This window comes from Neolewinella persica DSM 23188 (assembly GCF_000373105.1).
Taxonomy (GTDB): domain Bacteria; phylum Bacteroidota; class Bacteroidia; order Chitinophagales; family Saprospiraceae; genus Neolewinella; species Neolewinella persica.
This window is the reverse complement of record NZ_KB890426.1, coordinates 96,021-117,114: the sequence shown is the minus strand read 5'-3', so window position 1 is coordinate 117,114 and position 21,094 is coordinate 96,021. Positions and strand designations below refer to the sequence as shown.

At 51.0% G+C, this 21,094-nt stretch carries 18 protein-coding genes; 6 read left to right on the top strand and 12 right to left on the bottom strand.

All coding sequences use genetic code 11. The annotated features are described in order from the left end of the window. Positions 1-256: 256 nt before the first annotated feature. Positions 257-2,749: a DNA translocase FtsK gene (locus B036_RS0110745; RefSeq protein WP_020568720.1), complete on the bottom strand. Its 2,493-nt coding sequence runs from the start codon at positions 2,747-2,749 to the stop codon at positions 257-259. Positions 2,750-3,021: 272 nt separating this feature from the next. Continuing rightward, positions 3,022-3,339, bottom strand: a complete 318-nt coding sequence (locus B036_RS0110740) for a Dabb family protein (RefSeq protein ID WP_052333944.1) — start codon at positions 3,337-3,339, stop codon at positions 3,022-3,024. A gap of 156 nt (positions 3,340-3,495) precedes the next feature. On the opposite strand from B036_RS0110740, the gene B036_RS0110735 reads away from it, so the two are divergent. Together B036_RS0110735 and ychF are read left to right on the top strand one after the other, a co-directional pair. Further along, on the top strand, positions 3,496-4,122 hold the full coding sequence (locus B036_RS0110735; protein ID WP_020568717.1) for a rhomboid family intramembrane serine protease: 627 nt from the start codon (positions 3,496-3,498) through the stop codon (positions 4,120-4,122). Between the two features lie 411 nt (positions 4,123-4,533). Then, positions 4,534-5,631: a redox-regulated ATPase YchF gene (gene ychF / locus B036_RS0110730; protein WP_020568716.1), complete on the top strand. Its 1,098-nt coding sequence runs from the start codon at positions 4,534-4,536 to the stop codon at positions 5,629-5,631. Positions 5,632-5,719: 88 nt separating this feature from the next. Here ychF and B036_RS0110725 read toward each other — a convergent pair whose 3' ends face one another. The 3 genes from B036_RS0110725 to B036_RS0110715 form a co-directional block, all read right to left on the bottom strand. Next, positions 5,720-6,301, bottom strand: a complete 582-nt coding sequence (locus B036_RS0110725; protein WP_020568715.1) for an O-methyltransferase — start codon at positions 6,299-6,301, stop codon at positions 5,720-5,722. A gap of 80 nt (positions 6,302-6,381) precedes the next feature. Beyond that, on the bottom strand, positions 6,382-6,801 hold the full coding sequence (locus B036_RS0110720; RefSeq protein WP_020568714.1) for a hypothetical protein: 420 nt from the start codon (positions 6,799-6,801) through the stop codon (positions 6,382-6,384). A gap of 397 nt (positions 6,802-7,198) precedes the next feature. Beyond that, a complete protein-coding gene (locus B036_RS0110715; RefSeq protein ID WP_020568713.1) occupies positions 7,199-7,663 on the bottom strand; it encodes a nucleoside 2-deoxyribosyltransferase domain-containing protein in 465 nt (154 codons plus the stop codon). 90 nt (positions 7,664-7,753) lie between these two features. Between B036_RS0110715 and B036_RS0110710 the strand changes: the two genes are divergently transcribed. Next, the gene (locus tag B036_RS0110710; RefSeq protein WP_020568712.1) at positions 7,754-8,497 is read left to right on the top strand and encodes an SGNH/GDSL hydrolase family protein; all 744 of its coding nucleotides are present in this window, start codon (positions 7,754-7,756) and stop codon (positions 8,495-8,497) included. A gap of 329 nt (positions 8,498-8,826) precedes the next feature. Here the strand turns inward: B036_RS0110710 and B036_RS0110705 are convergent, their stop codons facing one another. Then, complete coding sequence (locus tag B036_RS0110705) at positions 8,827-10,059, bottom strand: pyridoxal phosphate-dependent aminotransferase (protein WP_020568711.1); 1,233 nt, start codon at positions 10,057-10,059, stop codon at positions 8,827-8,829. Positions 10,060-10,186: 127 nt separating this feature from the next. After that, positions 10,187-11,371, bottom strand: a complete 1,185-nt coding sequence (locus B036_RS28915; RefSeq protein WP_020568710.1) for a hemolysin family protein — start codon at positions 11,369-11,371, stop codon at positions 10,187-10,189. 226 nt (positions 11,372-11,597) lie between these two features. Here B036_RS28915 and B036_RS0110695 point away from each other — a divergent pair, with 226 nt between their 5' ends. Next, on the top strand, positions 11,598-12,134 hold the full coding sequence (locus tag B036_RS0110695; protein ID WP_020568709.1) for an ExbD/TolR family protein: 537 nt from the start codon (positions 11,598-11,600) through the stop codon (positions 12,132-12,134). 58 nt (positions 12,135-12,192) lie between these two features. Here the strand turns inward: B036_RS0110695 and B036_RS33920 are convergent, their stop codons facing one another. The 3 genes from B036_RS33920 to B036_RS0110680 all read right to left on the bottom strand — a co-directional run bounded on the left by B036_RS33920 (position 12,193) and on the right by B036_RS0110680 (position 16,819). Continuing rightward, positions 12,193-12,852: an SGNH/GDSL hydrolase family protein gene (locus B036_RS33920; protein WP_026231871.1), complete on the bottom strand. Its 660-nt coding sequence runs from the start codon at positions 12,850-12,852 to the stop codon at positions 12,193-12,195. Between the two features lie 161 nt (positions 12,853-13,013). Further along, entirely contained in the window at positions 13,014-14,522 is a 1,509-nt protein-coding gene (locus B036_RS33915) for a lipopolysaccharide biosynthesis protein (protein ID WP_169435053.1), read from the bottom strand. 137 nt (positions 14,523-14,659) lie between these two features. After that, positions 14,660-16,819: a beta-N-acetylhexosaminidase family protein gene (locus B036_RS0110680; protein ID WP_020568706.1), complete on the bottom strand. Its 2,160-nt coding sequence runs from the start codon at positions 16,817-16,819 to the stop codon at positions 14,660-14,662. A 260-nt stretch (positions 16,820-17,079) separates the two neighbouring features. On the opposite strand from B036_RS0110680, the gene B036_RS0110675 reads away from it, so the two are divergent. Beyond that, on the top strand, positions 17,080-18,312 hold the full coding sequence (locus B036_RS0110675) for an ABC transporter permease (RefSeq protein ID WP_020568705.1): 1,233 nt from the start codon (positions 17,080-17,082) through the stop codon (positions 18,310-18,312). A 112-nt stretch (positions 18,313-18,424) separates the two neighbouring features. Here B036_RS0110675 and panD read toward each other — a convergent pair whose 3' ends face one another. Both panD and panC read right to left on the bottom strand, forming a co-directional pair. Then, positions 18,425-18,769 carry an aspartate 1-decarboxylase gene (panD, locus tag B036_RS0110670; protein WP_020568704.1) on the bottom strand — a complete coding sequence of 115 codons (345 nt, stop codon included), beginning with the start codon at positions 18,767-18,769 and terminating at the stop codon, positions 18,425-18,427. Between the two features lie 73 nt (positions 18,770-18,842). Then, complete coding sequence (gene panC, locus B036_RS0110665) at positions 18,843-19,700, bottom strand: pantoate--beta-alanine ligase (protein WP_020568703.1); 858 nt, start codon at positions 19,698-19,700, stop codon at positions 18,843-18,845. A gap of 361 nt (positions 19,701-20,061) precedes the next feature. Between panC and B036_RS0110660 the strand changes: the two genes are divergently transcribed. Next, positions 20,062-20,886, top strand: coding sequence for a glycogen/starch synthase (locus B036_RS0110660; protein ID WP_020568702.1), 825 nt, complete (start codon positions 20,062-20,064; stop codon positions 20,884-20,886). The last annotated feature ends 208 nt before the right edge of the window (positions 20,887-21,094 follow it).

Genomic DNA, 21,094 nt, shown 5'->3' with positions numbered 1-21,094 from the left:
AGAGGCAGGGAACCTCGAAAATCTAAGTAAATATACTTTGCGTATTTTTTAAAACGGGCAATAAAACATTTTTTTTAAAAAAAAATCAGATTTATTGCCTTTTATACCGTAAATATCACTAGAAGTCCAAACACTAATAAAGTCTGAATAAGGTAGTACGCTAAAGTAAATTATTAGCCGTAAACGTAGAAAAAAGCCTTGAAAAAGGAGCTGAAAATGCCACGTTGACCCCATACCAGCCTTATGCACTGTTGCATTAGCCCTTGTTCCGTAAATCATCAATAAACCGCGTCAGTTCCTGCTCGTCGTAAACGAGTACCTCCCGTGGCTTAGACCCCTGGGCCGGGCCAACAAGGCCCAACTGTTCCATCTGGTCCACAATGCGGCCTGCGCGGTTATAACCGAGCTTCAGGCGGCGTTGGATCATCGAGGTAGACCCATGCTGCTGACTAATGATCAGACGGGCAGCATCCTCAAACATATCATCGAGGTCGGCATAGGAGAGCGAACCAGAACCGGCCATCTCTTCGTCAGTATTGTATTCGGGCAGCAGATAGGGTTCGACGTACCCACGCTGGTTGCCAATAAAGTTGATGACTTCCTCTACTTCCGGGGTGTCCACAAAAGCACCCTGCAGGCGCACTACGTCGCCGCCATTGCTCAGGAGCATGTCGCCCCGACCAATCAGCTGATCGGCGCCGCCGGAATCGAGGATCGTACGGGAATCCACCTTGGCCGTGACCTTATAAGCAATACGTGCCGGGAAGTTGGCCTTGATCACACCGGTGATGATGTTGACCGATGGTCGCTGGGTAGCAATCACGAGGTGAATACCTACGGCACGCGACAGCTGTGCCAGCCGGGCAATCGGCATTTCGACCTCCTTGCCGGCCGTCATGATCAGGTCAGCAAATTCGTCAATGATCAGAACGATGAACGGAAGGAATTTGTGGCCTTTCTCCGGGTTCAGCCGGCGGGCAACAAACTTCTCGTTGTACTCTTTGATGTTTCGCGCAGAAGCTTTCTTCAGCAGGTCATACCGCTGGTCCATCTCAATACAAAGGCTGTTGAGGATATGGATCACTTTGGTTGTCTCGGTCGTAATCGGCTCCGTCTGCCCGGGCAGGAAGGCCAGGAAGTGACTTTCCAGCTTAGCGTAGGGGAAGAGTTCTACCTTTTTCGGGTCGATCATCACCAGCTTCACCTGCGAAGGGTGCTTCTTGTACAGAAGCGACATGATGATAGAGTTGATACCAACCGATTTACCCTGGCCGGTAGCCCCCGCCACCAGAAGGTGAGGCATCTTGGCCAGGTCGGCTACCAGTACTTCGTTTTTAATCGTCTTACCGAGCGCAAGTGGAAGGTCCATTTTAGCGTTACGGAACTTGTCACTCTCAATGGTTTCCCGCATGGACACCATCTGAGGATTCTTGTTTGGCACCTCAATACCAATGGTTCCCCGGCCGGGAATCGGCGCGATAATACGAATACCGAGGGCCGCAAGAGAAAGGGCAATGTCGTCTTCCAGGTTCTTGATCTTGGAAATACGCACACCCGGTGCCGGCACTATTTCGTAGAGTGTTACCGTGGGCCCGATCGTGGCCCGGATCTTGGTGATCTCGATCTTATAGTTTAGTAAAGTCTCGATGATCTGGTCCTTATTGGCTTCCAGTTCCGAACGGTCTACCTCCGCTTTCCCACTTTCGCGGTCAAGCAGCAACCCGACGTGTGGCGGCGCATAGTTGGGCAAGTCCAACGTTGGATCGTAAGGCTCCGTATGGTTTTTGTTTTCTTCCGTTACCGCCAGGCTGGTATCGATACCCGTATCCCCATCCACAATGGTCAGGTTATCCTTGCCAACGGCGAGGGGATCCTGACTGATCAGCGTCAGGTCACCAACAGACTCAAGCGGTAATTGGGTTTGTTCTCCAGGTACTTGCTCGATTCCCTTCTCAGACAACGTACGCGGGCCATCTACTTCAAAATCAGAACCATCTCCCGGAGCCAATGACAGCGGAGATTTCCTGGCCGCGGACGCAGGTGCAAGAGGTTGATCGTCAGAAGCAGTGTCCGTAGTGGCGGTCTTCGCCTCAAAGCGCGGCGGCTTTGGCTTACCACGGAAGCGGACCCGCTCCGAGAAGTGATCCACAATGTCGTTACCAATTTGACGCGGCGTACCGTTGAAGTCAATGCGTGCTTCGAAGATCAGGTACAAGCCAAACAAAGCCACCAGTAACATGAGTACGCCAAAGCCCCCCAACACGCCGGATAGGTGACTGACCAGGTACTTGCCTACCCCACCCCCAATCGGGAATTCGGTAAAGCCGCCAAATACAAAGTCCAGCAAGACAGATGATCCGATCACCGCCAGCATCACCTTAACAAACAGGTTACCCATCGGCTTGATCGACTGCCGGCGCAGCCGGTTCATGCCCAGCTTCCAAAGGAAATAGACCACGCCGAAACTCGACAGTCCAAAAAGATAGTAGAAATAAAAGTTAGAGAGGAAAGCTCCCAAACGGCCCAGCCAGTTATCAACGGAGGGCCCCTGATTACTCAACAGCTTCCATTTAAAGTGCAAGACCCGGTCCTGGTCAATCTTCCAGGCGAAAAGGTGGGAAGTAAAAGCGATGAAGAGGTATACGGCCACAAAAAGAAGGAGCAAGCCGAAGAGTTTCGGAATGCGCTCGTCGTTCAGTCCCAATTTGAGACCGAGCTGGTTCGGGTTTTTTAATTTTCTTTTGGCCATACAGTAAGTCAGGAATTCGCTTGGGGCGAAAATACGCAAGAATTGGGGTTGTGGGGGGATTTCGGGGGATTATGTTCAGCAATTTTACACATCGGATGAACATTTGTCCGACTTCGTAAGGCCAAAAGATACATCCGATGAGAAGATTACTCTTTCACTGAAGTTACGTTAGTCTTTCGCTCATCGGATGCCTTTTTTTTGAGGGCGGAGGCGAAGCCGAAACCCTCAAAAAAGTTCATCCGATGTGTCGAAAGGCGAAATAACCCAAAACCCTACAACAAAGTATCCAACACTTTAACCGCAGCAAACTTATGCGCCTGTTCCTCCACAAATTTCAGGTGCACGGGGTCAATCTGATAAGCATTGTGCGTCTCCACGTCCGTAAATAGCAAGTGCAGAGAATAGTCGAAAGAGTGGTCCGTGACTTCACGTTCAGGCGTGTCTGCCGGCGTGCCAACGAAGCATTGCAACACAGTGGGCGCTTCCGCCAACTGCCTGGCCCCGCGGACAAAGTCCGCACGGCCCGAGTCACCAAGATCGGGTTGCAGCCAAAAATAAACGGTGTGGATCATTCCGGGAGTAGTGGTCATGGGAGTTTGTTTTAACTTGGCGCTGAGCCGATGCGACGCAAGGTAATTCATGCGCTGGAATTCATCCGGTGCCAACCTTTAGCAACTGCTAATCGTATTAGAACCATCATCCGGCCAACAGACCAATAGGCTAACAGACTAATAGACCAACCGAACATGACCTTTATCATCATTGCCATCACTTGCATCATCTCCTACATGGCTTTCAACAATCCGCAATTGCGGGCCAATATGTTGTTTGTGCCGGCAGCGGTAAAAGAACGGGGAGAAATGTACCGGTTCATTACACACGGGTTTATTCATGGTGATTTCATGCACCTGCTCTTCAATATGTATGCCCTGTACATATTTGGAGGTGCGGCAGAGTATGCCTTTGGCATTCTTTTCGGACAAACATTCGGCAAACTGGCGTACCTGCTATTTTACCTGGCTGCTATTGCCGCTTCGAGCTACGTGGTTTACATGCGACACCAGGGTAATTACGCCTATTCAGCACTCGGCGCATCGGGTGCAGTAGCGGCAGTGATGTGGCCCTACATCATGTTCGCACCCTGGAATTGGTTCATCTTCCCACCACTTCCTGCCATTTTACTTGGTTTTGGTTACATCGCTTACAGCCACTATGCAGACAAAAAAGGGGGAACAAACATTGGCCATAACGCTCACTTATGGGGCGCCATTTTTGGCCTCGTGGCCTATTCGGTACTTTGTTTTTTCCTCGAGCCAGAACTGCTTAACCTCTTCTGGACAGAATTGATGAGCCCTAAGGGACCTGGGTTTTAGTAATAAGTGAATGAGAGAATAAGTGAATGATTGAATGGCTGCCGCTGGTACCACTCACTGCGCTATGCTTGTTCGCCAAGGGGAGTGAGCGCAGCGCTGTTAACGTTGCTTTCGGCAACTGTTCAATCATCGCTCCTTTGTCCCCCTTACTTTGTACCCGCGACCTCGCCTAAAAGTGAGTTAGAGAATGAGAGAATAAATGAAGGAGAGAATGGCTGCCCACGTTGCCACTCCATGCGCTGCGCTTGTTCGCTAAGGTGAGCAAGCGCAGCTTTGCGAAGGGTGCTTGCGGTAGCTATTCAAGCATTTCATCATTCTCTTATTCAATAATAAAGCGTACTTTTGCGCCCGATTTGATGAATGATGGCGGTCCATTATTCAATCATTCTATTATTCCATCAATCAATCACTATGGCTCTTAAGTGCGGCATCGTAGGCCTCCCCAACGTAGGAAAATCCACCCTGTTCAACGCCCTGACTTCGGCCAAGGCACTGGCGGCTAACTACCCTTTTGCCACTAAAGAACCAAACATCGGAGTCATCACCGTTCCCGATGCCCGGCTCGACAAACTCGCCGAACTGGTTGATCCTCAGAAGGTACAGCCAACTACCGTCGACATCGTCGACATTGCCGGCCTCATCAAAGGCGCCAGCAAAGGAGAAGGACTGGGCAACCAGTTCCTTGGCAACATCCGGGAAACCGACGCCATCATCCACGTAGTTCGTTGCTTCGACGACGACAACGTCGTCCACGTAGACGGTTCCGTTGACCCTGCCCGCGATAAGATGATCATCGATACTGAGCTTATTCTCAAAGACATTGAGACGGTGGAAAAAAAGGTGGAAAAATTCCGCCGCACGGCTAAGTCCGGCGACAAGGAAAGCAAGATTATGGTGGAAGTCGGCGATGCACTGCTGGCCCACCTGGAAAGCGAGAAACCCGCTCGTAGTTTCGAAACTACGGAGGAAGGAGAAGCCATCGTCAAAGACCTGTACCTGCTTACCGCCAAGCCAATTCTGTACGTCTGTAACATCGACGAAGACAGCTTTCCCGACGGTAACAAGCACACCGAAGCATTCAGAGCCGCAGTTGCTGATGAAGGTGCTGAAGTAATCCTGGTTTCTGCTCAGATCGAAGCCGAAATTGCCGAACTGGACACCAAGGAAGAACGCCTTGAGTACCTCGAAGCCATGGGCCTTGATGAACCAGGCGTCAACCGCGTCATCCAGGCTAGCTACAAGCTGCTAAAACTACTGACCTACTTCACTGCCGGTGTTAAGGAAGTTCGCGCCTGGACGATTACCGAAGGCACCAAAGCCCCCGGCGCTGCCGGCGTGATCCACACCGACTTTGAAAAAGGCTTCATTCGGGCAGAAGTTATCCATTACCCCGATTACGTGGAGTACGGCTCTGAAGCCGGTGCACGCGATGCAGGTAAACTCGGTGTGGAAGGAAAGGAGTACGTAGTGCAGGACGGCGACGTCATGCATTTCCGGTTTAACGTGTAACATTAGCTCTGGCAGGCTTTCTTTGTTCCTCCGTCATTTGTGCCGGTCTCCTATTTGCAACCGGCACAAGTGCCGGGGGAACAAGTTTTTAGCAGACACGTACTGCCACAATCACGCCAGTCCCCCACCCCATTTTAGTTAGTACGAAGTCTTCGCGGGCTTCGAGATAATCGACCAGCCAGGTGACGTTGTCTTCGTGACCGTCGGGCCAGTTGGGCTGCGTAGTCATATCATCAATTACGTAGAAGCCACCGGGCTTGATCAGCGCGAGAATCTCCTTGGTTTGGCTGTATTTACCGGGCCAGGCATCGGCGAAAACTAAGTCGAAAGAAGGGCCAACGTAGGAGGTAATCCAGTCAGCACCATCCGCGCAGAGGATGCTCAGGCGATTGTCATGGCTGAAGAACTCGTTTGCGATACCGGTCAATACCGGATCGTTATCGATGGTAACTAGGCTTGCCTCACCGACTAGTCCTTCAACCATCCAGGCCAGCGACAAGCCGATGCCCGTCCCCGATTCCAGAAACCGACCGCCAGGCTTACTGCTCATTAGCGTTTTCAGCATCGTGCCGATGTAAAGGTCAGAGGGCATGGTGAAGCCAATCTCTGCGGATTTAGCCTGAATGCCGGGCAGGATACTCGGGATGTCGTGGAGGGTGGCGTCGTTCATGCCTTGTGGTTGAGGCATAAACATGGGGCTGGCAACCTAAGCCCGCAAGCCGTTGGTTTGGGGATTTACGACTTGTGGAGCTAAGATATTCTTGCCAATTCTTTTTTAATTAGTTGCTCGTGTTCTGCCCGCTGCATCGAATAAACGCCTGAACGTTCACCTGCGAGGTCATACAAGAGCAGTGCCCGTTGATACAATACTATTTTCGTTGCAACACGTTTTTCTTCATAAGCCCAGGTAACAAGAAAGTCTCCGAGTTGATAGAGGTGGTTAGGTTGAAGTTGCAGGTCATCCAGCTTACTTATGAGGTCTTCCCGACTGAGCTGCAGCAAATCATCAGGCTCCAGCCCTAAGTCGTTTCGTAGTCGGTCTTGTACTTCTTTCAGGCGGGCCTCCAAGTTCATATCGCCCCCTGGGGAGCCGGTGACCAGTGTGATCAGCTTTCCTAATACCCGGCCGAGGCGTTCAATTTCGTCCTTAATGATGTCTCTTTGCTGCATATTGGTAAAAACGCTGCCGCAGCAATCCGGTTAACCGGAATCGACGAATGATTTATTTCATTGGTAGCACTACGGGGAAAAGCCAAGGTAACCAGATCACCACAAACCGGCTCATTCCCCGACAGGACGGACTTTTCTTACTCAGCAAGCAAAGGAATTACGTTTGTCGTAATTTCATCCCGATTCATCGACGAAAGTGGTAAAGGGACCGGGAAGAGAATATTATTGAGGCATGAGACTATTAAACATCGGCACCATGGTCCGGAAATAGTCACCTACCCTATTCGCGCCCGCCTTGCGGGCCCTTGATCAACAATCTTTGGGGGAAGCCGATTTGCTTCCTCGTTCCGCCAAACTTATTGGCAAGTTGAATTCGGGCCGTGCAGTGCGGGCTTTTTTATGCCTTTCCGAAGTTGTCCGCCAACAATTCCTCCATCTTCTCATAAACTGGAATACCGTAGCGTTCGGCTACGATATCAACGTTGCCTTTTCGCCAAAATCCGGTTGGACAGCAAATAATCAGTTTACCACTGGCAGCATAAAGGCCCAACTCCAGCAGGGAAATCGGTGACTTAGTGCCGGGGAGTAAGTTCAGAATAATGTGTGTGGCACGATCTAACCCATTCAACTCCCAGTTTACCTGTTGGTAGAAGTTAGGGCTCGTGAAGGTCTGTTCCCAGTTGCTGTCCCAATCGGCCCGCCTGGGGTTTAGGACAGTAAAGTCAGCTAACGCCACAAAGTAGTCCGTGACCTTCGCTTGCCAGTCTTCAGCCACGCCCATTTCAATGGAACCTGCGAGGAATACGGCGTAAGGGCGGCGGTGGTGAGCAGATAGGGAATGTGGTGGGGTAATTTCTTTCATTAGATAGCTTTAAAACAAAGCTAAGCATTTCTGGTGAAACGTTCCTTTCCAAAGCTACCCGTACAAGCACTTATTCAAGCGCAACATACAATGAGAATACTCCTCTACCTCCTCACCGCTTTTATGGTCCTACTGTGTACCTTCGCTTGCCAGAATGATGACGATACAAACCAGAATATGCCCGAAGAACAGATAGAAAACACCTTCGACAGCCTGCGCTATCTTGCCCTTGGCGACAGCTACACCATCGGCACCGAAGTTGCCGATGAAGAGCGTTGGCCCGTCCTGCTTGCTGCGGCGCTCGAAGCCAGGAACGGCACCGTGCCCAGCGCCCCGGAGGTAGATGTCGACATCGTAGCCGTCAAAGGCTGGACAACCCAGAATCTAATCAACGGCATTGAAGCCGGACGCGATGAACTGCTGCCGGAATACGACCTTGTTTCCCTTCTTATCGGTGTCAATAACCAATATGATGGGCTGTCTATCGACGAGTTCGAACCCGAGTTCGAGGAGCTGCTTAAAACAGCCATTGACTATGCCGGTGGCCGGACAAACAAAGTCTTTGTTGTTTCCATCCCCGATTACGCCTACACCCCCTCTGGCGGTGGCCAGGAGGCGATCTCCACCGCATTGGTCCGGTTCAACGGCATCTGTAAAAGAATTGCTGACCGATATGAAGTCCCCTTCTACAACATAACGCCGATCTCTCAGCAGGGTCTTGAAGATCCGTCGCTGGTGACCACGGACGACCTGCACCCAAGTGGGAAACAATACCGTCGATGGGTGGAAGAAGTGCTGGAGGAACCAGTTTGGGAACTAGTAAAAGATCGGTAGAACTTGACAGCTCTGTGCTCCCTCCGTGCCTCTTTCTGTGATAAGAATAAGCTGCGTAGCACCCCCTCAATAGTTGATGAATAATTGAAGGGGAGAATAAATGACCGCCGCAGGCAGCAGCGAAGTTAATGGCTACTGCAAGTACCGTTCACTGCGCTACGCTTGCTCACCATGGCGAACAAAGCGTAGCGAAGTGAGTGGTTAGTGCGGTAGCGTATTCTCTCCTTCAATTATTCTCTCCCTCAATTATTAGCTGAATCCAAAGCTAGTTGTAAAGTAAAAAGACTCACTTTAGCGCTTGATTCACGTTAATAGTGCACGCTTCCTGCTCAGGCAAGCGTCTTATGATTCCGGTAAGCAGCAACATCATCCGAACGCCCGGGGTAGACTTCTAATGCCCGCTCCAGGCAATTCATCGCCTTTTCCAGGTCGTCAACGTTGAGCACATAAGCGATCCGGCATTCCTGTTTTCCCAGGCCTGGGGTAGCGTAAAATCCGGGACCGGGTGAAAGCATCACCGTAGCTCCTTCGTATTCGAAATCCTCCAGTAACCAGCGGCAGAAGTCTTCACTGTCGGTGATCGGAAAGCGGGCAAAACAGTAAAAGGCCCCACCAGGTGAGTAGCTGAACACCCCGGGCATGGCCTGCAGGCGGCGATATACGGTATCTCTCCGATTGCGGTAATCTTCTTTAACACCCTCAAGGTAGGCGTCATCGTCTTGCAGCATACACTCGGAAAGCATTTGTCCAAGGCCCGGAGGGCTGAGCCTTAACTTTGCAAAACGGTCAACACCAGCCAATATTTCGGGATTCCGGCAAACCAGCGCCCCGACCCTGGCCCCCGTGGCACTGTACCGCTTAGAAACCGAATCAATTACGATAGCGTGTTGCTCCAGGCCGGGGATTTGCAGTACGGAACGCAGTGGTTGCTCGTAAGCAAACTCCCGGTACACCTCATCGGCGCAAAGGAAAAGGTCGTGCTTTTTCACTATCGCTGCCAGGCTGGCCATTTCCTCATCAGAGTAGCAGGCACCGGTCGGATTATTGGGGCTGGTGATGATGATGGCCCTGGTGCGGTTGGTAATCTTGTTGGCAAAAGCCTCCGGAGACGGAAGGCTGAACCCGTCTTCGATGTAACTGGTGATGGCTACTACCCGAACGTCGGCAATGTGCGCATAGCCGTTGTAATTGGCGTAGAAAGGTTCTGGAACAATAATCTCATCTCCCGGATCGAGGCAGGAAAGCATAAAAAACAGGATGGCCTCTGATCCGCCGGTTGTAACCATGATGTTGTCCGCCTCCAGAGATACGTCGAATCGGGCGTAATAATCAGTAAGCGCTTCCCGGTAGCTGGCAATACCGTTACTGGGACTGTACTCGAGCACATCCCATTTAATTTTCCGGAACCGCTCTACCGCACTGGGGTGGGTCTTGATATCGGGTTGGCCGATATTGAGGTGGTAGACGTGCCGACCGGCTGCCTTTGCCTTATCAGCGAGGGGAATCAGTTTGCGAAAGGGCGATAATGGTACCGTTTCGGAGCGGTGAGATACTTTTGGCATGGGGCCTTAAATAAGATTAGGACACTTGCAATGGTTGCAAACGTTGCAGGGCCAGAGCACTGAAATACCTGCGGCCACAAAGGTACCAATACTATCAATTCAATGCCTGGTCTTAGTAATCATTAAGTTACGATCCGGAACCATCTTTTTTCGCTGCTTCAATAATTCTTTCCTCTACTGCGGTAGTTACCGCATCTTCTATTTTATCCCCTTCCATTTGACTGAGGTCAAGGCCCATGGCTTCGGCGCGCTTGCGCCAGCGGTTACGGGCGAGGTCCTGCATGTCCTGGCTGGTGTCCATTTCATCCATAATCTCCAGGCCAAGAAGGGTTTCCATGGCATCTTCCATAGTTACCAAGCCTTCCATGCCACCAAATTCATCGACAACCATGGCGATCGGCTCCCGACGCGCCAGCATCATATCAATCAGTTTGTGCAGTGTCGTGTCTTGCGGCACCACCAGTAGTTCCCGCAGTAAGGTCCGGATAGAGTCCTTCTCACACTTCTCGATGATGGATTTATATACCATGTCTTTGAGCACGTAGCCTTCTACCTGATCCCGGGTTTCTCCGAATACCGGGTACCGGCTGAAGGGGCTGTTGTCAAATTTTTCGTAGAACTGCTGAATGGTCAGCTCCCCTTTGGCACCGACGACAACTGTTCGTGGGGTCATGACGTCATGGACGCTTAGAGACTCAAAATTCAGCAGGTTGCGTAGTATCCGGCCTTCTTCGGCCTTCAGTTCTCCGGCCTCCGTCTGTGCCTCGGCCATGGCCAGAAACTCAGTGCGGTTAAGGGCGGTACCGTGTGGATCATCGCCGCGAAGCAGTAATTTTTTTATTTGATCGGAGACCCAGATGAAGCCCGTCCAGGTAAATATTTTCACCAGTATATTGAGAGACTTCACGGTGAACGGAGCCAATTGCTTCCAATAGGTGGCGCCCAGGTTCTTCGGGATGATCTCAGAAAGAATTAGAATAGCCAAGGTCATTACCACGCTGACAAGGACCTCATAGCTTACCACCCACTCGACAACAGGCAAGGTAAACCCTCCCGGGCCAAAGGCAGCCCCGGTACTGGCACCGACGAGGATAGCTCCCACCGTATGCGCTACGGTATTCAGCGAAAGAATCGCCGTTAGGGGGGCGTTGACATTCTTTTTAAACTTGTCCAGCAGTTCTCCGGTCTTCCCGCCTTCCTGCATTTTCAATTGCACGTAGGAAGGAGAAATGGAAAGCAGGACCGCCTCCCAGATGGAACATAAAAAGGAAAAGGCGATGGAGATAAATGCAAAAAGGAGTAGACTCGTCATATTGGTGGTTGCCGTGGCCGGCCATTTTAGGAAACACAAAGGTAACGGATGATGGGATATGATTTGTTTGGTGAGCGAGGAAAGGTTTTCGGAGGCGCGGTCGCAGGTGCAGGCAAAGGTTGAGGAAGCAGGGGCGGACGGACGCTCAGTATTTCCAAACCTCCTTTCCCCTACCCGCCAAATTTGGTCATAAACACATCTACCCTACAAACAAATCTACCTTATTATGTCTGATAAAAAGACGCGTCGGGAATCCCCCGCCGTGAACGCTGGCTCTATGGCCGACATCGCCTTTCTGCTCCTCATTTTCTTCCTCGTCACCACCACCATTCAGGAAGATCAGGGAATTCTCGTAAAGCTCCCCCAATGGAACGATGACGAAATCATCCTGGAAGTACCCGACAATAATGTCCTTACCGTATTGATCAATAAAAACGATTTTCTTCTGGTCGAGGACCAGGAAGTTCGCGTTGCCGACATCCCCGGTCTTGTACGTGACCACGTCATTTCTCCCAAGCGTACTCCGAAGCAAGCCGTTGTTTCCCTCACCCACGATCGTGGTACCAGCTACGCCCGTTACCTCGACATCTACGATGCCCTGAAAACCGGTTACCTCCTGATGTGGGACGACCTTGCGAACCGCCGGTTCGGCACCCGCTTCGATATGCTGGACGCTGCGCAGCAGCGCTCCATTAAGGAGGAAATTCCGATGATCATTTCTGAGGCAGAGCCCAGTAATGTGGACGGGTTGGCAATTAATTAGTCAATAGTAAGTAGTCGGTAGTTCATAGTTGGCTGACTATTGAATTACCGACTATTGACTAATAACACTCCCTAACCACCGCTTCAGCCAACAGTTTGTACCCCTCTGCATTGAAGTGGATACCGTCGGAACTGTACTTAAGCAGACCCTTTCCTGGCTTCGCCTGAAAATCAACCAGGCATAAGCCTTCGGCAGCAGCGGCAGCCCTGATTTTTACAGAAAGGTCCTTGAGACATGCCGCAACACCCTGAAATTCATCGCTGACCACATCGTCCGATCCGGCAGCAGGTGGAGTAACCAGAATGATACGAGGGACATCCTGGCCGCGCTCGTCAAAAAAGGCTTTGGTCCGCGTCAGTATAGTGGCCAGGTGTTCGTACACTTCTTCCCGCCGGTCACTGTATTCTGCCTTACAATCGTTCGTACCGAGGCTGATCAGTATTTCGTCGATCTGTCCCATCTCAGCGTACCCTTTACGGAGATAAGCCGTTAGGTTCTCCAGAGAGTTGCGGCGGAGTTCTCCCATACCGTCAAAGCCAAAGGTGTTTCCGCCAATTGAAGTATTCACCAGGGGCCCACCACCTCTTAGCTCTTGCAAGTGGTACACCCAGCCTTTGTTGGCTCCGTTGCTGTCTCCAATCACCAACAAGTGGCGTTTACTCAATGGGGTACTGCAAGCAAACAGGGTCATTAGCAGGAGGTATAAAAAGTAGCGCATAGTTTGATAACGGAGTTTTCTTTGGGGTATTTTCAAGTTGTCGGAAGTTAGGGAATAGCGATGATAACTGGAAACCAGGACAGCCTGAAAACTGGACAACCAGAAAACCTGAGGCCTTGACAACCAGAAAACCTGAAACCTGGACCACCAGACGCTCAGCATCAACCAAAAGTTTTCCGGAGCCACTTCCATTCTATGGCGGCGATAGCCGCCAGCAGGCTGACGAAAATTGCTCCTCTTATCCACCATGCTGTACCTGCGACCTCGCCCAAATACACTGCCCCCACGGTTAACAAACCGTAGCTGAGTACCCTTCCCCAAGGATAATTGACCGGAAAGAACCGACGTGAGACCAACCAAGCCAAAAAAGACATAACCATAAAGCAACAAAGCATGGCCCATGCCGGTGCCCAAAGGCCATAAACGGGTGTAAAAGCCATGCTCCCACCAATAACGATGCCACTCCCGATCAGGGCTATTGCCCCACCATAAATGGTCTCATCCGTCAATTTGTAGGCTACACTCAGGTTAGAAAACAGGCCGAAACAAAAGTTAGCCGCCAGTAATAAGGGCAGTACGTAAAGCCCCCCCCGGTTTTCTGCATCAAGGAAGTATTGTAACCACGGTAAAAACAAAAGGATGCCGGCGGAAGCCAATGTCGCCACGATGGCATAAGCCCGCATGGCATCAGCGTAGATGGTTTTATCGGCTGTAGCCACATTCTTTCCTGCCTGCCTGAAAAAGAACGGCTCCGCAGCGTAGTTGTAAGCCGTTATGAAGAGATTGAGGAATACCGCCAGCTTCATCGCCGCGCCAAAATCCCCCGCAAAGGCGAGGTTCTCCGTCACCGTACCTCCGTGATAAAATTTGATGATGGCGGGTGCTACCAGGAAATTAGTGATTCCGGCAATGCCTACTACCGTCAGCGGAAGGGCGTAAATCAGCATAGTACGAAGAGAGGGCGCCAGGTTACTCACTTCAGGCCCGTCAATAACCTTGGGTCCAAAGAGTTTCTTTCCAGATTTAACCGCGCCATCCAGCAACAGCAAGCCATACCGAAAAGCCGAGGCCAGCGCAATCCCAAAGAGGTAATAACCAACTTGATAGTTTTTCAGGTAGGGCCAGCCAAATCGCTCCGCGAACCAGTCTGAATTCCACCGCCAAAAGAAAAGCAGGAGGAAGATCATCAGAATATTGAAGACTACGTTGCCAAGATTCACCAGCACAAAAAACCAGGGTCTTTGCTCCAGCCGTAACCTGGCCAGTGGTACCATCGACAGGGCATCAAGTGCGACGGTAGCCAGCACGAGCTGAACGTAAATTACCCGATCTGGATACTGCAGCGCATCTGCCAGCGGGGTAGAAAACAATAACAGGATCCCCGTAACCACTACTACTGAAATGACCACCCAGCGTTGCGCCTTCCTGAAAACGGCATTCGCGTCGTATTCGTCCCGACTGGCAAAGCGAAAGACTACGGTATCCATCCTGAAAACCAGCACAGAGATCAATAAAGCCGTGTAAAACATCAGATCGCTTACCACCCCGAATTGGGCGCGATCCATTACCTTAAGGACCCAATAGGTTGCAATGACAAAGCTCAACAGCCGGCCCAGCACGCTGCTCAGTCCGTATATGATGGTTTCTCCGCCTAACTTTTTTAACGACATGGCGGCAAAGGTAGAACAGATGCCGGGCATTGTGTTCTGCAAATATCATGAGCAGGGGAAACCCGAGCAGCTGTAGGCGATTACCGACTAATCGCGACTAACAGCATTTAACTCAACGCTTCTTTCTTAACGGGCGCTTAATGAGCCAGCGTGGGATCAACGCCAAATTTGGCATCGCGGGCGATTTCTACGTCTTCCGCCACCCAATTAGTAATCTGTTCCCAGTCGACGTAGCCGACGCGGTTGGTCCAAAGCGGGTTATGGTACTGTTTCTCTGCGGCCTCCACGTACTGTCTCCAATAATTTTCGGCAAGGCTCAAACTACTAATTGCTTCTTCGCGCATTTGCTCATCTCCACTGGCCCGGAACAGTGCCAGTGACGTAGCCCCACTAATTTTTGCCGCATAGTAGTGGCCCAAAAAAGAAATCGTGCGGATATCAGACAAGGTGGCTGTTAATTCCGGGTTGGTTACCGGACCAATCTCACTAATAAGCCCCTCAGCAGATCGGGCGTACGCGTGGAGCCGCTCCACTACCCCACCAGGATGAAGTAGTGCATCTTGTTTACTATTCGCGACAAAACTCCTGATCGATTGAAAACCTGCCTTCGGGTGGGGCGGTAAGCTGATGAAACGGTTCACATCGTGAAACCCCGTTTCGTTCCTGGCCGGTCCGGGCCGGCTCTTACAAGCTTCGGGATACCATTTAAAATCTACGGGTCCCCAATGAAAACCAGTTACTGTTGGATAGATCATTGAGGCAGCCTCCCAGGCTGCGAAGAGTTTTTCAGCGTCTGCTTCCGGGAAACGGTGACCAATTAGTGCCACCAGTCTTTCATCGGGCAGCTCGGGGTCATAGGCCATCCGCCCCCAAAGCATCCAGTGGTACCAATGCTTTTCAATTTCCAGTTTGCCAGGATGTTCTTTACTCAAAAAGTCTCTCCCCCACACCCACTGGTCAGAGCCGTAGTAGATGCCCTCCGCAACATCGTGAGGAAGCTTTCTGATGAATTCCCGCACAAAACCGGGGGAACCCCAACGGAAATGATAATTGGAGTCGTTGCGCAGTCCCCAAATGGTTTTCATCCCTTTGATGTCTTTTACAAAGCCTTGATGGTAGTGCTGCTCTGTTGTGCTGAAGACGTGAGCCTTAGCATACTTAAAGCTGAATAGAAAATCAATATTGGGTTGATCAATGACCGCTTTAAACTTCTCGGCAATGTCTTTCGCACCCGTCTGGTGTTGGCGGTGGATAAAGGTAAAGTTCCGGTCGGGAAATAAGCTGGCGGCCTCCAAAATGCCTTCTGCGTAGGTGTCGTAGGCCCAATTCTCTTTAGCTTCAAACGTTTGTCCGTGCATGTTTTCTCCCGCCGTCAGACCGATGCCCGCCAGGTCCGGATAAGTTCGGAAACATTCCGTGATACTCTTGCGGAAATAATCCTTGGTGATCTCGTTGTCAATGGCGTCTGAAATACCGTATTTGCCTGCCGTTCCGTTGGTGAAAATGTTCCAGGTGATGAGGTGGAAATCTATATTTCTTTCCTTGGCGTAGCGCATAACCCTCCGCCAGAACTCAATCTTTTCGTCTATGGTCATTCGCTTCACGATCTCCGGATTGGCCAAAATTTCCGGTGCAGATAACCCCGTCCCGTGGAGGTGATAATTTTCCTGCCATTTGACCGTCGAGCGGTGTACATCATCCAGGGCCACGTCTTCATAGCCCGGCACTTTCACCAAAGAGGGAAAAGGATGCAGGTTCCACAATGAAACGTAGTTGTAGCGGTGGCGGGCCAGGTTATCCAGGTATTCTGTCCAGAAACCCATGTCCCACATAACCGGAATGTTTTTCTGGCCAGCGTCGCTGGCATCGGTATAACTGGGCGTGCGGGCATCAAGCGGAATATTAAACTTAGTGCCTCTGCGCTTCAAGTAAGGATTACGGGTAATGGGCCTTAGACCGTCGGGCCCGTAGAGGCGAATCTGCTCGGCCAGCTCCAGCCCACCATACATTACGCCTGCGGCCGTATGCCCTACTACCTGGATCGATGGCCCGTCTTTGGTTAACCGAAAGCCTTCTTCTCCCAGTTCCTTTTCTTCATCCGCCAAGCGCAACTCCAACTGAAAACTCCTGGTAAAGCCTTCTTCCCCCATCGTATCCAGTGCGGATTGGATCTCAAATAGCGCAAACTGCGTCATCGGATCCAGCACCTTGTCGGTAACCGATACGATTGGGTCGTCGCAAGCAGTAAAAATTGACATTGTCAGGGCCAGAAGCAGAAGTGTGTAGTTATGACGCATTTCACAAGGTAACTAAAGGTCATCGGTCCCACAACAAGGCCTAAGGGTTGTCAATCCTCACAGGAACAATTCACCTGCGTACTGTTTGTGTGCATTAAAAACGTTGCAACCAAGGGAGATAAATACCCCTTAAGCTTGCTCAGACCATGGCAAACTAAAAGCAGCACCTCTGCATAAGCCACGAAACGGCCGTCTAGCACAAGCTATCGTTCGTCGAAAAGCAAGCCTCTACTAAAACAAAAAAACTACTTTTGGGCACTATGGATTTAATGGAAAATTTTCGGGTAGCCTGGCGCAGTGTTATGGCTAATTTGTTACGCGCTTTGCTAACAACCATGATCATTGCTGTGGGCATCATGGCACTGGTTGGGATTCTTACCGCAATCGATGCGGCGATCTATTCCCTTTCCTCCAGTATCTCCAGTCTCGGCGCCAACACCATTGAGATTGAACGGGTGAGCACCAACCTGCGGGGCAACCGCGGTCCGCGAAAACGGTCCGCCCCATTCACCTATGACCAGGCGATGGAATTTGTGGAACAATACGATTACCCTTCCGATGTCAGCGTTAGCTTCTTTGCGACAGGAACTACGGTGGTAAAGTATAACGATAAGGAGACTAACCCCAATTTTTCCGTCTGGGGTTCCAGCGTTAATTACCTGAACAGCAAGGGATATGAAATTGACCAGGGACGTAACTTCACCGCCAGAGAAACGGCTGAAGGCGGAAATATTGCCGTTATCGGCTCGGCCGTAGTTGATGATCTTTTTAACGGCAATGCCAGCAATGCCATGGGTAAGGAAATTTCCGCAGGCCCCTTGCGCCTGCGGGTAATCGGGGTCCTTAAAAGCCGTGGCAGTGCCATGAATGGCAATCAGGATAGTCGGGTACTTATCCCGCTCCAATCCGCCAAGCGCTATTACGGCAGTAACCAAACCAGCTATGACATCCTCATTGCGCTCAAAGATCCTACTGCAGTACAAGCAGCCATTTCCGAAGCAACCGTCACCATGCGCAAAGTACGCCGCCTTCGTGCCGGCGAGGAAAACGATTTCGAGGTCACCAACTCCTCCGATCTCGTCAGTATCATCAAAGAGAACACCGTAACGCTACGGCTGGCCGCAGTTTCCATCGGACTAATGACGCTGCTGGGCGCGGCCATCGGGTTGATGAACATCATGCTTGTTTCCGTTACGGAGCGGACCAAGGAAATTGGCGTTCGGAAAGCACTCGGAGCCACCCGGCGAAACGTGTTGCTTCAGTTTCTCGTAGAAGCCATCGTAATCTGCCAGATCGGCGGTATTCTTGGCATCATCGGAGGTGTAGGCCTTGGCAACCTGGTTGCCTGGGCGACCGGCGGGGGCTTTATCATTCCCTGGCTATGGATCATGCTGGCCCTGGTGGTTTGTACCGTTGTCGGATTGCTGAGTGGACTCTACCCGGCTATGCGGGCAGCAGCGCTTGATCCGATCGAGTCACTACGCTACGAATAAAAGCCTCTGGTTTTTATTCTAGACGTAAGGACGCTTTGCGCCTTGCTCGTAGACGTGCTTCGCGCCTGTAAACGAAATTCGCTTCGTTCATTTCTTGCAGACGGCCTTGCGTCTAAATACGATTTTCCGAATCGGGGAACGCCAGTTTAGGCTCAAATTTTAGTGCTTCCTCCTCCGTCATATAGCCGTAGGCAATAATGATGACCAGGTCACCGGGTTGGCAACGACGGGCAGCGGCACCGTTGAGACAAATGATCCCAGAGCCTTCTTCTCCACGAATCGTGTAGGTCTCAATACGTTCACCATTGTTGTTGTTTACGATCTGGACCTTCTCGCCCTCAATAATGCCTGAGGCATCGAGCAATAGCCCATCGATGGTAATGGAGCCTACGTAATTGAGGTTGGCCTCAGTGACGGTGGCGCGGTGAATTTTACCTTTAAAACGTTGAATAAGCATAATCGGAGGGGTAAATAGTTGGCGTGACAACCTTTAGACGAAGGGTTGACCCGAAAGGAACAATAAAGAAAGGTTAAGGGTTTGGCAAATCGACAATTCGATTGTCAATTAGTCGGACGTCGCCGCATCGAACGGCTGTTGCAACTACGAGTTCACGGACATTGTCTCCGTCCAAATAGGGCAAGAGCGTATCTCCATCAAAAATCTGGACGTATTCAGGGTCCAGCAAATCGTGTTCGCCGAGGGCGGAGAGGGCCATCTGTTCTAGGGGCTGGGTCGGCCAACCGGCGGCAAGACCGGCGACTACTGCCGCGAGTTGTCGGTTAATCATTGCCGCAGCGGCCCGCTCATCGGTATTTAACAACTTATTTCGGCTGCTCATGGCCAATCCGTCGAATTCCCGGACAGTAGGCACTACCAACACCCTTACCAGCAGGTCAAGGCGCTGAATCATTGCCCTAATGACCGCCACTTGCTGATAATCTTTTTGTCCCAGCACCAAAGTGTCTGGTTCAACGATCTCAAGCAAGCGACTCACGACCTGGGCGACTCCATCAAAATGCCCCGGGCGGTTGGCGCCTTCCATCGTTGCGGTTAGAGGCCCGAAATCGATATTCTTAGCGGCATTTTTCTTCATCCCGTCCGGGTAAACGTCGGCAACATCAGGCAAATAAAGAAAATCACAGCCATGGGCTTTCAGCAGGGCAGCATCCTCCTTGGGCGTCCGGGGGTATTTCTGTAGATCTGATCTTTCATTGAACTGGGTTGGGTTCACGAAAATACTTGCGACTACCAGGTCATGGCTGTCCGCTGCGGCTTTGATCAAGGCCATATGCCCGGCGTGCAAAGCTCCCATAGTCGGGACAAAGGCAATGCTTTTCTTCCGGGGAAGCGCCTTCCGGAGGTCGGTGGCTTTTTTTAGTATTCGCATTAATTTTTCTGTTTCTCAGGCGCGGACGCGGGTGCAGGGGAAGGGGGTAAAAGAGCAAAAGAAAGGGGGATAAAGGAGCAGGATTAGGAGCAAAGCGTATGAATGTTCGGTGGAACACCTAATGCTTAGAAGAGAATTTGGCTTCTCAAACCCTAACACTGTACCTGCGGCCCCGCCTATAAAACGTGCTTAAAAATTGCGCTGGAAAACATTACCAGCTTCCCAAAACGGCGGCGAAGATAGTCTGTGTCCATAATATTTCGTAAATTTGCCCCCGATCTGGCGATTAGCCGGGTATTACAGCGAATCATAATGGTGGTCCGCCGAGTCTTAGAAAACCTGAATTGATACCGATAGCGATATGAGTAAACAAAAGGTGCTTATTGTCACCCAAGAGATGGATCCGTACACCGCATTGAACGATATATCTACTACCGTACGGGCCCTGGCCCCCCACCTACAGAAAAACAAAATGGAAATCCGCGTGCTCATGCCACGGTACGGAACCATTAACGAACGTCGCCATCGCCTCCACGAAGTTGTTCGCCTTTCCGGGATGAACATCATTGTCGATGATAATGACTATCCGCTGATCATCAAGGTCGCATCTCTTGCTGAAAAAAGCGTTCGGATGCAGGTTTATTTCCTCGATAACGAGGATTTTTTCAAGCGTAAGTTTGTTCATCACGACAAAGAAGGTAAACCCTTCGAAGACAACGCAGACCGTACGGCGTTCTTCTGTAAAGGCGTGATTGAAACCGTAAAGAAATTCGGTTGGCCGCCAGACATCATCGCCTGCCACGGTTGGATGACAAGCCTGATTCCGTTCTACCTCCGTACTGCTTACCAGACCGAGCCACTGTTTGAGGACAGTAAGATCGTTTACAGCCTTTACCAGCAAGGTGCTGAAGACCACATCGATCCCGACTTTTCGCTTAAGGCAAGCATCAACGCATTGTCGGAAGATGATCTGAAGGAATTCATGAATGACGGCAAACCAGACCTCCACGCTGGTGCCGTGAAGTATGCTGACGCGATAATCAAAGGTTCTCCTGAGCTCAATGCTCATAACGAGGCCCTGCTGGCCAACTGCGGTAAGCCCGTCCTCGACGTCCAGGGTGAGGAAGCACCAGCTGCTTCCCTAGAGTTTTACCACAGCTTACTGGAAGAGGAAGTCGCAAAGTAAATTTGGTGACCAACCTTTCTTAAATCAATACCGTCTTTAGTTACAAAGCAAGTCCTTTCCGTTCCCTGGGGAGGACTTGCTTTTGTTCAATACCCCATTCTTCCGGGCAGTACAGCGTTATACACTAGCTTCCTGGAAAGGTTAGATTGATGTCTTCACTAATGATCTGCCTGTTTGACTTTCTGACTATCTGACTCTTATTCCCCCC

Coding starts and splice junctions, on each gene's coding strand:
- B036_RS0110745 (WP_020568720.1), bottom strand. CDS start 2,749: ATGGCCAAAAGAAAATTAAAAAACCCGAACCAGCTCGGTCTCAAATTG.
- B036_RS0110740 (WP_052333944.1), bottom strand. CDS start 3,339: ATGACCACTACTCCCGGAATGATCCACACCGTTTATTTTTGGCTGCAA.
- B036_RS0110735 (WP_020568717.1), top strand. CDS start 3,496: ATGACCTTTATCATCATTGCCATCACTTGCATCATCTCCTACATGGCT.
- ychF (WP_020568716.1), top strand. CDS start 4,534: ATGGCTCTTAAGTGCGGCATCGTAGGCCTCCCCAACGTAGGAAAATCC.
- B036_RS0110725 (WP_020568715.1), bottom strand. CDS start 6,301: ATGAACGACGCCACCCTCCACGACATCCCGAGTATCCTGCCCGGCATT.
- B036_RS0110720 (WP_020568714.1), bottom strand. CDS start 6,801: ATGCAGCAAAGAGACATCATTAAGGACGAAATTGAACGCCTCGGCCGG.
- B036_RS0110715 (WP_020568713.1), bottom strand. CDS start 7,663: ATGAAAGAAATTACCCCACCACATTCCCTATCTGCTCACCACCGCCGC.
- B036_RS0110710 (WP_020568712.1), top strand. CDS start 7,754: ATGAGAATACTCCTCTACCTCCTCACCGCTTTTATGGTCCTACTGTGT.
- B036_RS0110705 (WP_020568711.1), bottom strand. CDS start 10,059: ATGCCAAAAGTATCTCACCGCTCCGAAACGGTACCATTATCGCCCTTT.
- B036_RS28915 (WP_020568710.1), bottom strand. CDS start 11,371: ATGACGAGTCTACTCCTTTTTGCATTTATCTCCATCGCCTTTTCCTTT.
- B036_RS0110695 (WP_020568709.1), top strand. CDS start 11,598: ATGTCTGATAAAAAGACGCGTCGGGAATCCCCCGCCGTGAACGCTGGC.
- B036_RS33920 (WP_026231871.1), bottom strand. CDS start 12,852: ATGCGCTACTTTTTATACCTCCTGCTAATGACCCTGTTTGCTTGCAGT.
- B036_RS33915 (WP_169435053.1), bottom strand. CDS start 14,522: ATGTCGTTAAAAAAGTTAGGCGGAGAAACCATCATATACGGACTGAGC.
- B036_RS0110680 (WP_020568706.1), bottom strand. CDS start 16,819: ATGCGTCATAACTACACACTTCTGCTTCTGGCCCTGACAATGTCAATT.
- B036_RS0110675 (WP_020568705.1), top strand. CDS start 17,080: ATGGATTTAATGGAAAATTTTCGGGTAGCCTGGCGCAGTGTTATGGCT.
- panD (WP_020568704.1), bottom strand. CDS start 18,769: ATGCTTATTCAACGTTTTAAAGGTAAAATTCACCGCGCCACCGTCACT.
- panC (WP_020568703.1), bottom strand. CDS start 19,700: ATGCGAATACTAAAAAAAGCCACCGACCTCCGGAAGGCGCTTCCCCGG.
- B036_RS0110660 (WP_020568702.1), top strand. CDS start 20,062: ATGAGTAAACAAAAGGTGCTTATTGTCACCCAAGAGATGGATCCGTAC.